Raw genomic sequence first — 14,003 nt, forward strand, 5'->3', positions numbered from 1 at the left:
CAGCAAGCGCCCACATGAATTACCTGATCAAATTGTTAAAGAGCGATTTCGCTGTGTTTGACTGGCGAACCGTTGAACTAGCTTGCCGCAGCGAGGAAGGCGTATTCTACGCAGTTCCTGGTGTTTGTCAATCGCTGTTTTTTAGCGAGTGAGGCGAACGCTACTATCTGCTCTAACCTCCTGACAAACCGAAGCTTTTACACTTCATTCACCGCTGGAAACGCTTGGCGTCCCCGGCAGCGGATGCGTACTTTAAGGCCTCACTATCAAGATAGCAAGTAAAAGACGTATTGCGTATAAAAAAGCGGCAAAAGATTGCCCTTTTGCCGCAAACCACCGATCAGAACACCTGACCAGAGAGTGCCTGTTGGCGTGCTTTAGCTCACGCCTTCAGTAATCGACGTTTCAAATTTCAAAACCCAAACCAAAATCTTCGCTGGAGATAGCCATTAGGCTGGAAGCGCCTGACTGGATCATCTGCGCATGAGCCTTGGTGCGCGGCAATAGCCGCTGGTAATAGAAACGGGCAGTATTCAACTTAGCGGCATAGAAAGCTTTATCGTCGCCCTCTAGCGATGTAGATGCCTGCTTGGCCGCGCGGGCAAATAGATAGGCCAGCGTGACGTAGCCTGAATACATAAGGTAATCAACACTCGCCGCGCCGACTTCTTCACGGTCTTGCATCGCCTTCATACCCACGCCCATGGTTAGCTCGCCCCACTCTGCATTGAGCTTCGCCAGTGGTTCGACAAATTCCTTAAGGGCTGGATTGTCAGCTTCGGTTTTGCAGAATTTATGGATCTCTTTGGTGAAAACCTTTAGCGACTCACCTTGACTCATGAGCACTTTACGGCCCAGCAGATCAAGCGCCTGAATGCCTGTGGTGCCTTCATAGAGTCGAGTAATACGCGCATCACGCACCAATTGCTCCATGCCCCACTCTTTAATAAAGCCATGACCGCCGTAAATCTGTACGCCCTCGTTGGTACTTTCAAAACCAACTTCGGTCAGGAAAGCCTTAACAATAGGCGTTAGCAAACCAAGCAGGGTTTCAGCGTGATCTCGCTCTTCACCCGGCTCACCATGCTCCACCACGTCGAGCATTTGCGCGGCATAAAGCACCAGCATACGCCCGCCTTCGGCGAAGGCTTTCTGGGTCAGCAACATGCGGCGGACATCGGGGTGAACGATAATCGGATCAGCGGGCTTTTCAGGCGCCTGCTTTCCCGATAAGCCGCGCATCTGTAGCCGATCGCGAGCATAGCTCAATGAATTCTGAAAACTGGCTTCAATCAAACCCAGCCCTTGAATACCCACCCCGAGACGCGCTGCGTTCATCATGGTGAACATGCACGCCAGTCCTTTATTGGGCGGCCCTACTAAGTAACCGGTTGCGCCATCGAAGTTCATTACGCAGGTGGCATTACCATGAATGCCCATTTTGTGCTCGAGCGAACCACAGGTGACGCCATTACGCTCACCCACATCACCTTGAGCATCAGGCAAGAACTTGGGCACTACAAATAGCGAGATACCTTTAGAGCCTTCCGGTGCGCCGGGCAGTTTTGCCAATACCAAATGGACGATATTTTCAGCCAGATTATGCTCACCGGCGGAGATAAAGATTTTGGTGCCGGTAATCGCATAGGCGTCGCCATCGGCGGGCACCGCTCGTGTTTTGATCAAGCCGAGGTCAGTACCGCAGTGTGGCTCGGTTAGGCACATGGTGCCTGTCCATACCCCTTCTACCAGCTTGGTAAGGTACGTTGCCTTCTGGTCATCCGTGCCATGGTGACGCAATGCATCCGCTGCGCCATGGGAGAGCCCTGGGTACATACCCCACGCCAAGTTAGTCGCACAGATCATTTCCGACAGCAACATCGCCAATGAAGGCGGCAGCCCCTGCCCCCCATGAGCAGGATCTGCAGCCAGACTCGGCCAACCACCTTCTACGTACTGTTGGTAGGCCTCTTTGAAACCGTTAGGCGCTTTGACCTCGCCCCCTTCCAGCAAACACCCCTCTTCATCGCCACTCTGATTGATCGGCAGCAGTACGTCGCGGGCGAAGCGTGCACCCTCTTCCAAAATAGCGCTGACAACATCTGGCGACGCATCGTCACCGTTTGGTAGGCGCGCGTAATGAGCGGGGTAGTCAAGCATCTCGTCCATAACGAAACGCATATCACGAATAGGGGCTTGATAGCTGGGCATCGCACTTCTCCTAAAGGGGGGGGGTTGAGAGCCGATCAGTACATATAAGCTCACGGCTTTCAAACACATGTTTGAAAATTAGCGCGAGCGCCTCTCAGAGTCAAGCAGGCGTTTGAATTTAGCCTAAAAACTCCCTAGAACTTTGGTCGCCCAACCTATAACCCCCTGGTACTAGTAATAAAAAACTCGTCAACCAAAAGCCGACGAGTTTTTTATCTCTCTTTCACCTACTTACCACCGTCTTACTGCATGCGAATGCCGCCGTCTAAACGAATCAACTCACCGTTGAGCATGGGATTGGTAATTATCTGCTCGGCTAATTGAGCAAACTCATCTGGCTTACCTAAACGCTTAGGAAAAGGTACCGCCGCCGCTAGTGCCTGGGCCGCCTCGTCGGGAATTTCACTCATCATCGGCGTTTCAAATACGCCAGGGGCGATGGCCATTACGCGAATAGCATGACGCGACAATTCCCGCGCTGCTGGCAAGCTCATACCCACAACACCCGCTTTAGAGGCACTATAAGCGCACTGCCCTACCTGCCCATCAAAAGCAGCAATGGAAGCGGTATTAATGATCACCCCGCGCTCGCCACTCTCATTAGGCGCATTTTTAGCCATTGCGGCAGCCGCAAGGCGCATGACGTTAAAAGTGCCGACCAGATTGATATTGACCGTTTTCATATAGCTTTCTAAATCAGTTGGGTTGCCTTCGCGATCAACCAGCTTGGCTACGCTCACCACCCCCGCGCAGTGAACCACGCCGGAGAGTCCACGCTCGCCACCCAGCGCTACCGCCGCATCTACGGCCTGCTGCATCTGTTCGCCTGAAGTAATGTCCGCCAGAATGGCGCGAGCGTTTGCCCCTAACTGCTGGGCATGGGTATTTACGCTGCTATTTAGGTCGCACAACACGACGCGAGCACCTCCAGCGACTAAGCGCTCCGCGGTAGCCGCCCCCAACCCCGAAGCGGCCCCGGTAATTAAAAATGTCCTCTCCTTAACCTGCATCTCCGCATTCCCTATGTTTGTTATGAATGGCAGCCACATATAGTAGATGGGTTTATTCGCTAGCTTTGGCTTCTTCTACCGCCTGGGCACGTAATTTAAAGCGCTGAATTTTGCCGCTAGGGGTTTTGGGTAACTCATCGACAAACTCAATAATGCGTGGAAAAGCATGGGTCGAAAGTCGCTCGCGCACTCGCTGTTTGATTTCATCAGCAAGCTCGTCACTGGCCTCATAGCCTTCGCGGAGAACGATATACGACTTGATCACCTCGCCGCGGATCTCATCAGGCTGCCCCACAGCCGCTGACTCGGCGACCGCAGGATGCGTCATCACGCTATTCTCTACGTCCGTAGGCCCTACCCGGTAACCCGCCGTGGTAATAATGTCGTCATCACGCCCGGCAAATTGAAAGGTACCGTCTTCATTGCGGATAACCACATCGCCAGTCAGGTAATAGCCTTCCACAAAGGGGTTCTTCTCTTGCCAGGTGTAGCCCTGGAAAAAGTGCGCAGGGGAATTCTTGATATCGACGGCAAGGACACCAGGCTCCCCGGCAGGCAGCTCTTTATACTCCGCGTCCAAAATCGCCAGGCGATAACCTGGCATCGGCACGCCCATTGCGCCCACATGCTTAAGATGGTCAAGGGCATGGTGGTTATTGCACGTCATGCCGGTTTCGGTCTGGCCGTAGTGATCCATGACCGGACAGCCCAGCGACTTCTCCACCCATGTCACCACTTCAGTATTAAGAGGTTCGCCCGCCGAGCTCGCCGCACGTAGCTCTAGCGTTTCATGTGCATCATCAAACAGGCCTGACGCTTTCATTAGCCGATAAGCGGTCGGCGCGGCAGCAAAATTAGTAATGTGATGGCGCTTCATAAACGCCAGCGCCCCCTCGGCGCTAAACCCTGCTTCGCAGAAATGCGTCGTCACGCCAAGCAGTAAAGGCCCGGCAATCGCATAGTAGAGACCATAGGCCCAGCCGGGGTCGGCCATATTCCAGAAGCGGTCATCATCACGCAGGTCAATGGCCAGCTCCATATATATCGCAAAAGCGGTCATCCCTGCCAATGGAACGGCAACGCCTTTCGGTTTGCCCACGGTGCCAGAGGTAAACATTTGCAGAAATGGTGCTTCAGGCGCGAGCCTAGGTGGCTTGTCGCTCATTGACGTATGCGTCAACGCTGCTCGCCAGTCGTGATCATCAGCATGCTCACTGGTCGCCCCACCCACTGCCAGCACCGGTGGACATTGGCTAAGGCCATCGAATTTATAGCGGTTAGCGTGATCCGTAATCACCAATTTGGTGCCAGCACGGCCTAGCCGATAGTCCACCGCATCGGGGCCAAAGGCAGTAAACAGGGGCTGATAAACCGCGCCAATACGCCAAGTGGCGAGCACGGCAATCAATAGTTGTGGTGACCGCGGCAGCATACAAGCAATGCGGTCGCCTATACCCAACCCCTGAGATTGGAACCACCCCGCCAGCTTGGCGCTCTGCTCGTCTAGCTCGGCGTAGGTCAGGGTATGCATATCACCCTGAGAATCCTCTTGAACCAGCGCCAGCAAATCGCCGCGGCCAGCGCGAACATGACGTCCACAGCAGGCCTCAAAGGCGTTTAGCAGGCCGTCCCGGTGATCATCCAGGCGAGCGATAACGCTATCCACGGAAAAGTTATCGAGGTAGTGGTGGTAGTCGGGCAGTGAATGTGATGTCGCTGTCATGATGGCTCTCTTGTGTTATTGGAAATGAGCTCGTAGTGAGAATAGGCGCAAGCAGTGTTGTTATATTTATCCGTTGACGTTAACGTAAGCTTAAAGATAATAGCAACGCTAAAAGTAAACGGCGCAGAGAGCAAGCACTGTTCTAAGTTGTAGCGTTAGACGTTGGTCGAGACCGAGGTCAGGGGAGCATCAAGCTGAGGTAGGCATAATCATGGCAACCAGCTCGTCAGCGAGGTCATCAGGCGAGCGTGGCCCGCTGGGGTCGTACCAGCGCACTGTCCAGTTAAGCGCTCCCAACACAAAGCGCGAGACAAGAAAGCGGTCGCCATGGATCAAGCCAGCCTCCAAAGCATCGTCGATAACAGCGACCCACAGCGCTTCATAAGCATCCCGTAAATGGCTCAAATGAGCACTGGCCGCCGGGTCGAGTCGGCGCCATTCAAACAGTGCCACCACATGGGCATTGCGGTCAGTAAAGAGGGTTTCGAGATGGGCGCGCGCCATGGTGCGTAGGCGTATTTCAGGCTCGGCGGCGCACTCATTCAGCGCTTTTCGCGCAATCACCAAGGCATTTTGCGTGCCTTCTTCAATGACCGCAGCGAGGATTTCCTGCTTATCTTTAAAATGATGAAACAAGCTACCGGACTTAATACCCATTTCCTGCGCCAGCATACGCACCGTTGTGCGATCAAAGCCCTCTTGGACGAATAGCTGAGCAGCGAGGCGCGTCAATTCCTTGCGGCGAGGGGATGCATTAATTACATTCATGTCATTTACACTAGCGCTTGCTTGGTTACTCTGGAGAGAACCACAGCACCGTCTACGGGTCAACGTATCAACCACCACTTGGCATGATAATCACAATAATCCTGAAGGAGATTGGCCATGAGTAACCCCACCGATGTTGTTTTTCTCGCTGCCAAACGCACGCCGATGGGTGGCATGATGGGCAGCCTGGCGAGCATGACGGCGCCACAGCTTGGCGCTGTTGCCATCAAAGCAGCGATTGAAGCGTCAGGCATTGACCCTGCTGCGATCGGCGAGGGCATTATGGGATGTGTACTGCCTGCAGGCGTTAAACAGGGCCCAGCACGTCAGGCAATGCGACAAGCAGGTATTCCCGACGCCAATGGCGCCACGACGATCAATAAGCTGTGCGGCTCGGGCATGAAAGCCACCATGCTTGCCCACGACCTAATCAAGGCAGGCAGTGGTGATATTTTGCTGGCGGGCGGCATGGAGTCTATGTCTAACGCCCCACACGTGCTGACTAAGGCACGCGGTGGCTACCGATTGGGACACGGCGAGCTGAAAGACCATATGTTTTTGGATGGACTGGAAGACGCCGAAACGGGCAAATTAATGGGCGTATTTGCCCAGGATGTGGCTACTCAGCGCGGCTACACGCGCGAGCGCCTGGATGATTTTGCTATTGCCTCCCTTGAGCGTGCCATGGCCGCCACCAACTCTGGCCACCTAAGCGCAGAGATGGCACCGGTGATGGTCACCTCTCGTCAGGGCGAAACCCTTGTCGAACACGATGAGCAGCCCTTCCAAGCCAAGCTCGACAAAATCCGCCAGCTGCGACCCGCCTTTGCCAAAGACGGTACGATTACCGCCGCCAACGCCAGCTCAATTTCCGACGGCGCTTCGGCACTTATCTTGGCGAGCCAGGAAGCTGCCGATCAGCAAGGTATTAAGCCGCTAGCGCGTATGCTAGGCCACACAACTCACTCGCGACACCCTAGCGAGTTCACCATTGCCCCGGTGGGTGCGATTGAGAAGCTTATGAGAAAGCTCGATTGGGGCGTGAATGACGTCGATCTATTCGAGATTAACGAAGCCTTTGCGGTGGTCACACTCATGGCCATGGATGACTTGGGCCTCCCCCATGACAAGGTCAATGTGTTTGGCGGCGCCTGCGCCCAAGGCCACCCGATAGGTTCTACCGGCTCACGCATCATCGCCACGCTCATTCATGCGCTGCGCACTAAAGGTGGCAAGCGCGGCATCGCTAGCTTGTGCATTGGCGGTGGAGAGGCGACGGCGGTGGCTGTGGAGCTCATCGACTAACCACTCCTCGTGAGGATCTAATCCCGAGAGGGTAATGCCCTGGCGCTATAGCGACAGGGCATTTTTCCATAGCACAGCAAACAGCCAAGCAAGCCCTAACATAGGTAGAGACCAACGATGAAATTCTGTCCAAATGCCCGGCTGGCGAGCTAAACGCAGGGCAATTAAATTAGCCATTGAACCGATCGCCAAACCAAAGCCGCCAACACTGACGCCCCAAGCAAGCGGCTGCCACTCACTCTGCTCCGCAAGTAACAGCGTTGCCGGTACGTTGGAAACAGCCTGTGAAAGCAGCACACCTACGCTGATATCGCCACCAGGCCACTGGCGCATCATGTTAATTGCCTGCTGAACGACACTTAGCTCACCGATAACACTTAAATTGATGAACATTAGTACGAACACTACCAGTAGCAGCCAATCAATACTGAACACCGCTCGCCGGGCCACGAATAACATCACTAGTATTACGCCTACCATCGCTGGCAACACCCAGCCCATGTCCACCGCAATCAAAAAAAGCGGATAGCCGATCAGCGCGGCCCATAGCGGCTTTTGTTGCCGCACCGCTGTTCCAAGAGAAGCTGACTTCAAATGAATCGGCGCTTTTGGAAACGCCACAGGAACAAGCAGCAAGAGCAATAGCAATAGCATTAGGCCAATACTAAGCGGTAGCATTACCCATAGAAATTCGCCAAAGCGTAGGCCTGAAAGCTGCCATAGATAAAGGTTTTGTGGATTTCCAATCGGGCTCAGCGATGACCCTGCATTTACCGCCAGCGCTTCAAACACAATTAAACGCGCAATAGGCAGCGTCGTCATTCTGGCGAGGCCAAGGGTTAGTGGCACTACAATAAACAGAGCTACGTCATTGGTGACGACGGCAGAAAGCAGGCCTGAAAACAGCACCAAACTAACCGCTAGGCGCCTTTCCTCACTAAGATGAGCCAATAACTGGCGCCCCCAGAGCGTTAAATAACCGCTGAGCTCCAACGACCGGCTGAGCAGCATAAGTCCGGTCAACACAGCAAGCGTGCTCCAATGCACCCGCTCAGCCATATCAGACAATGGCTGAGGTTGCAGCCACCACAAAACGACCCAAAGGCCGCTCATCGAGAGCAGCATAGGATCGTAAAGTAAACGCTGAGAGATAAAGACGACGGGCGAGATGAGCCGTTGGATCAATTGCAAAAGATAAGTCGCTCAGAGAAAAACGCATGATAGCGCTGACTACACAGGTGCAGATAGATCCCCTTTAGCAATACGCTGAAAATGACGAGTAATCGAGGTTAAGGGACGCAGCACATTGTTACGCACACCCCAAGCGACCACAGCTACCACTAGCAGCGCTGTCCCCAGCACGGCTATCACCCCCACAACAGTAACGATGACACTTGCTCAAAACGCACAAGCGGTGGTTACCTCGCTGGCTTGAGGCATCTAAAAGGTCTCGGCACACGATACAAATCGTTGGCTGCTTTCATCCACACGCGATTCCCCTGACAGAAATCCAGGAACATCGCGCTCCTCAAGCACCATCATCTGTAAACTGAGATTATTAAAGAAAGACCGATAGGGGGCAGCTAATTGATCAACCAGAGCCAGTTGATCTGCATCAAAGTCACTCGCTGCAAATTGAGTAAAGTGCCATGTCACTCAAGGATTTGCGCCATGTCCCGCTCATGGAGCGATGTAAACGCCTCTCGGCCAAAATGGTTAGCGGACAGCACCAATGACGCCGCCCAGACCACTGAACGCTAACAGCACAAGCGCCCAGCTCACTTTGACGCTAAGTTATTGATCTATTTCATCTCGACCTGCCCCTTTTAGTAGAATTACGCAGACTTATGCAGGGGTAGCCAAAGATGCAGACGTCGACGAATTTCTAGTAATGCTTGCTCATAAGCATCAGGCTTGCCAATCAGACGGGGGTCGCGAATATCCCAGAACAGCACTTCGCCCGCCTGCCCTTGCCAATCCCGGCAGGCTTGCTGGGCCTTATCACACAGAACAATGACGTAATCGAAAGTCTCGCTCTCGAACTCATCCAGAGACTTACTGCGTAAACCTTCTGTGGGTAGACCCTGCTTGCGGAGCGCCTCCAGCGTTAATGCATGGGGCTCATCCGGTTCAGAACCAGCACTAAACGACTCAAAACGATCATCTGCCAAATGGCGAAGCAGCGCCTCTCCCATCAGCGAGCGTGCAGAATTAGCATTGCAGAGGAATAACACACGGCGCTTCGTCATAAATAAACAGCCTCTTATGTAGTTAATGCCTGTCACTTTACGCCGGATTCATGACGGCAATATTGCAAACATACGCCAATGCTAGAAATATACGAAAAAACATATATGATGGCACTATGAACTTAACATGCAGTGAAACAGGCAGAACGCAATGACCTCACTCAATGATTTACCCAATATCGACTCTGGACTCTTTAAAGCACCTAGCAACGAACAGCTGAAACTACCTCAAGGCGCTGAATACAAACCGAAAATATTGCTCCTGTACGGCTCCCTTCGCGAGCGCTCTTTCAGTCGGCTAGCGGTTGAGGAAGCTGCCCGCCTGCTAAACGCCATGGGCGCAGAAACAAGAATCTTTGACCCTAGTGGGCTACCGCTACCGGATACTGAAGATGCCAGCCACCCCAAAGTCGATGAGCTACGCCAATTGGCCCAATGGTCAGAGGGGATGGTGTGGTGCTCCCCTGAACGTCACGGCGCAATGACCGGCATTATGAAAGCGCAAATAGATTGGATTCCGCTTTCGCTAGGTGGCGTGCGCCCGACACAAGGCAAAACATTGGCAGTGATGCAGGTTTGCGGCGGCTCGCAGTCCTTCAATACGGTCAATCAACTACGCATTTTAGGCCGCTGGATGCGCATGCTGACAATTCCCAATCAATCGTCAGTGCCCAAGGCCTTTATGGAGTTTGATGATAACGACCGGATGAAAGCCTCCCCTTTCTACGACCGTATCGTCGACGTTATGGAAGAGCTGGTGAAATTCACGCTGCTGGTGCGCGAGCGTAGCGATCTTCTCACAGATCGTTATTCAGAACGCAAAGAGAGCGCTGAAGAAGTTTCCAAACGGGTTAACCAACGCGCTATTTAATAAGGAGTTTCGTATGTCAGCATTGGAAGAGAGTGCATCACCCTCTACCGCCGAAGGCATGGGGGTCTTTGAGCGCTACCTCTCGCTTTGGGTAGCGCTAGCTATTGTGCTGGGCATCTTAGTCGGTCAGCTAGCGCCAGCGGTACCGGAAACGCTCTCACGCTTTGAAGTGGCGCAAGTGTCCATTCCGGTCGCAATACTCATTTGGGCGATGATATTCCCCATGATGGCGCAAATTGATTTTACCTCACTGCTTGGAGTACGGCGCCAGCCTAAAGGTTTGATCATCACCACGTCGGTTAACTGGTTAATCAAGCCTTTCACCATGTTTGCCATCTCCTGGCTATTTTTGATGGTGATTTTTAAACCATTTATTCCCGCTGAGTTAGCCAGTCAGTATCTAGCGGGCGCGATTTTACTCGGCGCCGCGCCATGTACCGCGATGGTGTTTGTATGGAGCTACTTAACCCGCGGCGATGCTGCTTATACGTTGGTACAAGTGGCGCTCAACGACCTGATCATGCTGTTTGCCTTTGCCCCCATTGTGGTCTTCCTACTCGGTGTCTCCAATATTCAGGTGCCCTGGGACACCGTGGCTCTATCCGTCGTGCTATATATCGTGATCCCCCTGACGGCAGGTTATATAACGCGGCAAAGCTTGATTAAAAAACGCGGCGCCGAGTGGTACGACAATGTGTTTATGAAGCGCGTTGGCCCCATCACACCGATTGGCTTGATCATTACCCTAGTGCTGCTGTTTGCCTTCCAGGGCGAGGTCATTCTGAATAATCCGCTACATATCGTATTGATTGCGATACCGCTGATTATTCAAACGTTTCTAATCTTTTTTATTGCCTATGGTTGGGCTAAAGCCTGGCGATTGCCGCATAACATTGCCGCACCGGGGGCAATGATCGGCGCCAGCAACTTCTTTGAACTGGCCGTGGCAGCGGCTATCGCGCTGTTTGGCTTACAGTCGGGCGCGGCGCTGGCGACCGTTGTTGGCGTATTGGTCGAAGTACCGCTGATGCTCGCGCTGGTAAGAATCGCCAATAAAACCCGCCATCATTTTCCGGCAGACGCTCATTAATTGGGAGTAAGCGCTATGGCCCACTATTTGATATTTCTAGGCTCAACTCGTACCAGCACACCACCCTCCCCGGCTCGCCTTGGCGAGCGGGTGGCAAAGGCCTGCGAGCGCTTGCTTTCATCGTTACCGCATACCACGGCTGAAATTATTGATCCGCTAGCGCTAAACTTAAGCGACCCGTTTAAGCCACATTTTGCTTACGCAAAAGCCGACGTACCGGAAGACTTAGCAGAGCTTGCTGATAAAATCGCCGCTGCCGATGGCTACGTGATGCTCAGCCCGGAATATAACCACTCCATGAGCCCAGCACTTAGCCATTTGCTAAACCACTTCGGCGCATCGCTGTTTGCGTTTAAACCCAGCGCCATCGTGACCTACTCAATGGGCCAGTGGGGCGGCGTGCGTGCGGCAGTCGCCATGCGTGCGTTTCTCTCGGAGCTTGGCTGCCTGCCGGTCTCGGCCATGGTACACGTACCCAAAGCCCAGGAAGCGCTAAACGAAGACGGGCAATTTGAGCAAGAGCAGGCGCGCTGGGAAAGCTACTTTGGCCGTACATTAGGCCAATTAATGTGGTGGGCTGAAGCCGCGGCTAGCTATAAACAGCAGGTAGACCCAACGCGGGTATCGCCCGCCTTTAAAACCGCGCCCTCTCAACGTAATGCGCCCGGTAGTGAAAGCAACTAATCGATCGTGAGGTCACCATGCCCGTCACTATTTACCACAACCCCAACTGCGGTACGTCGCGCAATACGCTGGCAATGATAGAAGCCTCTGGAGAAACGCCAGAGGTGATCTATTACCTGGAAACACCGCCCAGCCGCGAAAAGCTGGTCGAGTTACTCGCGATGATGCAGTTATCACCTCGGGAATTGATACGTCAAAAAAACACACCCTATGATGCGCTAAAGCTGGATGATCCTTCCCTTAGCGATGACCAGCTTATCGACGCCATGATGGCCCACCCGATTCTGATTAATCGCCCTATTGTGGTGACTAACAAAGGCGCGCGACTTTGCCGGCCTTCCGAGCAAGTATTAGCGCTTTTGGAAAAACCGATCAAACACTTCACCAAAGAAGACGGTGACGTAGTGACCTATCCATGAGGAAAAAAGCTGCCTCATCCCAAACCTCATCCTGTATTGAGGAGGCTTGGAACAGCCACCACCAGGCACTGCGCTATTACCTCTTAGCGCTATGCAACAATCGGGACGCCGCCGACGAAATCTTGCAGCGTGTCTATGTAAAAGCACTGACGCATCGCGCCCAGTTTTGCCAACTGGCAGAGCCCAAAGCTTGGCTTTATACGGTTGCCAAACATGAGTGGATTGATGAGTTGCGCCGTTCAACGCCTGATTCACAATCGCTAGATACCGCGACAGCAGCGCCATTACCTTGTCATATTGATACCAACCTCCCCTTAGAGAGTTTGGCTGCCTGTATCACGAAGGCACTGGCTCATTGTACTGACGAAGACGCTGATATTGTTGGGGCCTGCGACCTTAACGGCGTTAAGCAAAGTGACTATGCCCAGCGTCATGGCTTAACGCTCCCTGCGACCAAAGCGCGGCTACTGCGCGCCCGAAAACGTCTTCGCGAAACGTTGGTTGCCCAGTGCGGGATTGTCTTTGATGAACAAGGCCATGTCTGCTGCCACTGGGCAATACCCTTTACCGAATAATTATTTGGCTTTTCCCTGCATCCTTTTCCACATTGCTTCGTCTTCTTTATAGAACCGTTCATATATAAGGAAGGCAGCGATGTTGGAGATCTTTACCTGGCTAGCCAGTTGGCTGGTATACGACCTGGGCGGTTTTGACCCTAACAGCAAGTTAGGCAGCTCACTGCATTTTTTCGTCGAGGACACGAGCAAGATTTTTGCGTTGCTGGTGGTGATGATTTACGCCATTGCCTTGTTACGCGCGTCGCTCAATCTGGAGCGTGTGCGTTATTACATTCAGCAAAAGAACCGTTTCGCAGGCTACGGTTTAGGTGCTGGTTTTGGGGCAATCACACCGTTTTGCTCATGTTCAAGCATTCCGCTGTTTCTCGGGTTCACCAGTGCAGGCATTCCCCTGGGCATTACGATGGCGTTTCTGTTTACCTCGCCGATTATTAATGAAGTTGCCGTGATTATGCTATGGAGCCTGCTAGGCTGGGAATTCACCCTGGTGTACATCGCCATCGGGATGACCGTGGGCATAGGCGGCGGCATACTGCTCGATAGCTTAGGCGCTGAACGCTGGTTAAAAGCGTTTGCAGCTAAAGCCTACCAAAACGCCGCCGAAAGCCCGCAAGCGGATCAGCTCGCTCCTGTACGTCCTTCACTGACGTTAAAAGAGCGCCACGAATTTGCACGCAATGAGCTTTACGAGATTGTCGCGCGGATCTGGAAGTGGATCATTATCGGCGTGGGGCTGGGCGCCGCGCTGCATGGCTTTGTCCCGGATGACTGGTTCAGTGACAACCTGGGCAGCGGCCAATGGTGGAATGTCCCGGTAGCCGTATTAGCGGGCTTACCGCTTTACTCCAACGCAACCGGCGTTATTCCCATCATGGAAAGCTTGATTACCAAAGGGCTACCTGTCGGCACAACGTTAGCTTTCTGCATGAGCACCGTCGCGGCGAGCTTTCCTGAATTTATCATGCTTAAACAGGTCATGCTGTGGCGCTTATTAGCCACGACATTCATCATTCTCCTCATCAACTTTATGTTGGTGGGCTGGCTAATTAACCTGTTATCGCCCTGGTTATTCAGCAGTTTGTAAACCCAAGAGGA

At 53.2% G+C, this 14,003-nt stretch carries 14 protein-coding genes; 7 read left to right on the forward strand and 7 right to left on the reverse strand.

The features are described from left to right. Window positions 1–405: 405 nt before the first annotated feature. The 4 genes from HZS80_RS19105 to HZS80_RS19120 all read right to left on the reverse strand — a co-directional run bounded on the left by HZS80_RS19105 (window position 406) and on the right by HZS80_RS19120 (window position 5,712). Entirely contained in the window at window positions 406–2,211 is a 1,806-nt protein-coding gene (locus HZS80_RS19105; RefSeq protein WP_179916987.1) for an acyl-CoA dehydrogenase C-terminal domain-containing protein, read from the reverse strand. A 242-nt stretch (window positions 2,212–2,453) separates the two neighbouring features. Continuing rightward, window positions 2,454–3,221, reverse strand: a complete 768-nt coding sequence (locus HZS80_RS19110; RefSeq protein WP_035563372.1) for an SDR family NAD(P)-dependent oxidoreductase — start codon at window positions 3,219–3,221, stop codon at window positions 2,454–2,456. A gap of 52 nt (window positions 3,222–3,273) precedes the next feature. Further along, window positions 3,274–4,944, reverse strand: a complete 1,671-nt coding sequence (locus tag HZS80_RS19115) for an AMP-binding protein (RefSeq protein WP_179916988.1) — start codon at window positions 4,942–4,944, stop codon at window positions 3,274–3,276. Window positions 4,945–5,133: 189 nt separating this feature from the next. Further along, window positions 5,134–5,712: a TetR/AcrR family transcriptional regulator gene (locus HZS80_RS19120; RefSeq protein WP_035563366.1), complete on the reverse strand. Its 579-nt coding sequence runs from the start codon at window positions 5,710–5,712 to the stop codon at window positions 5,134–5,136. A 117-nt stretch (window positions 5,713–5,829) separates the two neighbouring features. Between HZS80_RS19120 and HZS80_RS19125 the strand changes: the two genes are divergently transcribed. Beyond that, complete coding sequence (locus HZS80_RS19125; RefSeq protein WP_179916989.1) at window positions 5,830–7,017, forward strand: acetyl-CoA C-acyltransferase; 1,188 nt, start codon at window positions 5,830–5,832, stop codon at window positions 7,015–7,017. Window positions 7,018–7,062: 45 nt separating this feature from the next. Here HZS80_RS19125 and HZS80_RS19130 read toward each other — a convergent pair whose 3' ends face one another. The 3 genes from HZS80_RS19130 to HZS80_RS19135 form a co-directional block, all read right to left on the reverse strand. Further along, the gene (locus tag HZS80_RS19130) at window positions 7,063–8,208 is read right to left on the reverse strand and encodes an SLC13 family permease (protein WP_246362312.1); all 1,146 of its coding nucleotides are present in this window, start codon (window positions 8,206–8,208) and stop codon (window positions 7,063–7,065) included. A gap of 39 nt (window positions 8,209–8,247) precedes the next feature. Then, window positions 8,248–8,394 (reverse strand): HAMP domain-containing protein, encoded by a 147-nt coding sequence (locus tag HZS80_RS24005; RefSeq protein WP_340162623.1) that lies wholly within the window; start codon window positions 8,392–8,394, stop codon window positions 8,248–8,250. 458 nt (window positions 8,395–8,852) lie between these two features. After that, complete coding sequence (locus HZS80_RS19135; protein WP_035563354.1) at window positions 8,853–9,266, reverse strand: arsenate reductase ArsC; 414 nt, start codon at window positions 9,264–9,266, stop codon at window positions 8,853–8,855. A 151-nt stretch (window positions 9,267–9,417) separates the two neighbouring features. On the opposite strand from HZS80_RS19135, the gene arsH reads away from it, so the two are divergent. The 6 genes from arsH to HZS80_RS19165 all read left to right on the forward strand — a co-directional run bounded on the left by arsH (window position 9,418) and on the right by HZS80_RS19165 (window position 13,992). Continuing rightward, window positions 9,418–10,137 carry an arsenical resistance protein ArsH gene (gene arsH, locus HZS80_RS19140; protein WP_179916990.1) on the forward strand — a complete coding sequence of 240 codons (720 nt, stop codon included), beginning with the start codon at window positions 9,418–9,420 and terminating at the stop codon, window positions 10,135–10,137. A 13-nt stretch (window positions 10,138–10,150) separates the two neighbouring features. Further along, window positions 10,151–11,227 (forward strand): ACR3 family arsenite efflux transporter, encoded by a 1,077-nt coding sequence (gene arsB / locus HZS80_RS19145; protein ID WP_179916991.1) that lies wholly within the window; start codon window positions 10,151–10,153, stop codon window positions 11,225–11,227. 15 nt (window positions 11,228–11,242) lie between these two features. Continuing rightward, the gene (locus HZS80_RS19150; protein ID WP_179916992.1) at window positions 11,243–11,911 is read left to right on the forward strand and encodes an NADPH-dependent FMN reductase; all 669 of its coding nucleotides are present in this window, start codon (window positions 11,243–11,245) and stop codon (window positions 11,909–11,911) included. Window positions 11,912–11,928: 17 nt separating this feature from the next. Beyond that, window positions 11,929–12,330 (forward strand): arsenate reductase (glutaredoxin), encoded by a 402-nt coding sequence (gene arsC, locus HZS80_RS19155; RefSeq protein WP_179916993.1) that lies wholly within the window; start codon window positions 11,929–11,931, stop codon window positions 12,328–12,330. After that, window positions 12,327–12,905 carry an RNA polymerase sigma factor gene (locus HZS80_RS19160; RefSeq protein ID WP_045812106.1) on the forward strand — a complete coding sequence of 193 codons (579 nt, stop codon included), beginning with the start codon at window positions 12,327–12,329 and terminating at the stop codon, window positions 12,903–12,905. The genes arsC and HZS80_RS19160 overlap by 4 nt, the downstream gene beginning before the upstream one ends. A gap of 79 nt (window positions 12,906–12,984) precedes the next feature. Next, on the forward strand, window positions 12,985–13,992 hold the full coding sequence (locus HZS80_RS19165; protein WP_179916994.1) for a permease: 1,008 nt from the start codon (window positions 12,985–12,987) through the stop codon (window positions 13,990–13,992). Window positions 13,993–14,003 lie beyond the last annotated feature (11 nt).

It is taken from the genome of Vreelandella glaciei (assembly GCF_013415125.1).
GTDB classification, from domain to species: Bacteria; Pseudomonadota; Gammaproteobacteria; order Pseudomonadales; family Halomonadaceae; genus Vreelandella; species Vreelandella glaciei.

What these genes read in the sequence shown, in the direction of transcription:
- HZS80_RS19105 (WP_179916987.1), bottom strand. Translation starts at nt 2,211, where the DNA reads ATGCCCAGCTATCAAGCCCCTATTCGTGATATGCGTTTCGTTATGGAC.
- HZS80_RS19110 (WP_035563372.1), bottom strand. Translation starts at nt 3,221, where the DNA reads ATGCAGGTTAAGGAGAGGACATTTTTAATTACCGGGGCCGCTTCGGGG.
- HZS80_RS19115 (WP_179916988.1), bottom strand. Translation starts at nt 4,944, where the DNA reads ATGACAGCGACATCACATTCACTGCCCGACTACCACCACTACCTCGAT.
- HZS80_RS19120 (WP_035563366.1), bottom strand. Translation starts at nt 5,712, where the DNA reads ATGAATGTAATTAATGCATCCCCTCGCCGCAAGGAATTGACGCGCCTC.
- HZS80_RS19125 (WP_179916989.1), top strand. Translation starts at nt 5,830, where the DNA reads ATGAGTAACCCCACCGATGTTGTTTTTCTCGCTGCCAAACGCACGCCG.
- HZS80_RS19135 (WP_035563354.1), bottom strand. Translation starts at nt 9,266, where the DNA reads ATGACGAAGCGCCGTGTGTTATTCCTCTGCAATGCTAATTCTGCACGC.
- arsH (WP_179916990.1), top strand. Translation starts at nt 9,418, where the DNA reads ATGACCTCACTCAATGATTTACCCAATATCGACTCTGGACTCTTTAAA.
- arsB (WP_179916991.1), top strand. Translation starts at nt 10,151, where the DNA reads ATGTCAGCATTGGAAGAGAGTGCATCACCCTCTACCGCCGAAGGCATG.
- HZS80_RS19150 (WP_179916992.1), top strand. Translation starts at nt 11,243, where the DNA reads ATGGCCCACTATTTGATATTTCTAGGCTCAACTCGTACCAGCACACCA.
- arsC (WP_179916993.1), top strand. Translation starts at nt 11,929, where the DNA reads ATGCCCGTCACTATTTACCACAACCCCAACTGCGGTACGTCGCGCAAT.
- HZS80_RS19160 (WP_045812106.1), top strand. Translation starts at nt 12,327, where the DNA reads ATGAGGAAAAAAGCTGCCTCATCCCAAACCTCATCCTGTATTGAGGAG.
- HZS80_RS19165 (WP_179916994.1), top strand. Translation starts at nt 12,985, where the DNA reads ATGTTGGAGATCTTTACCTGGCTAGCCAGTTGGCTGGTATACGACCTG.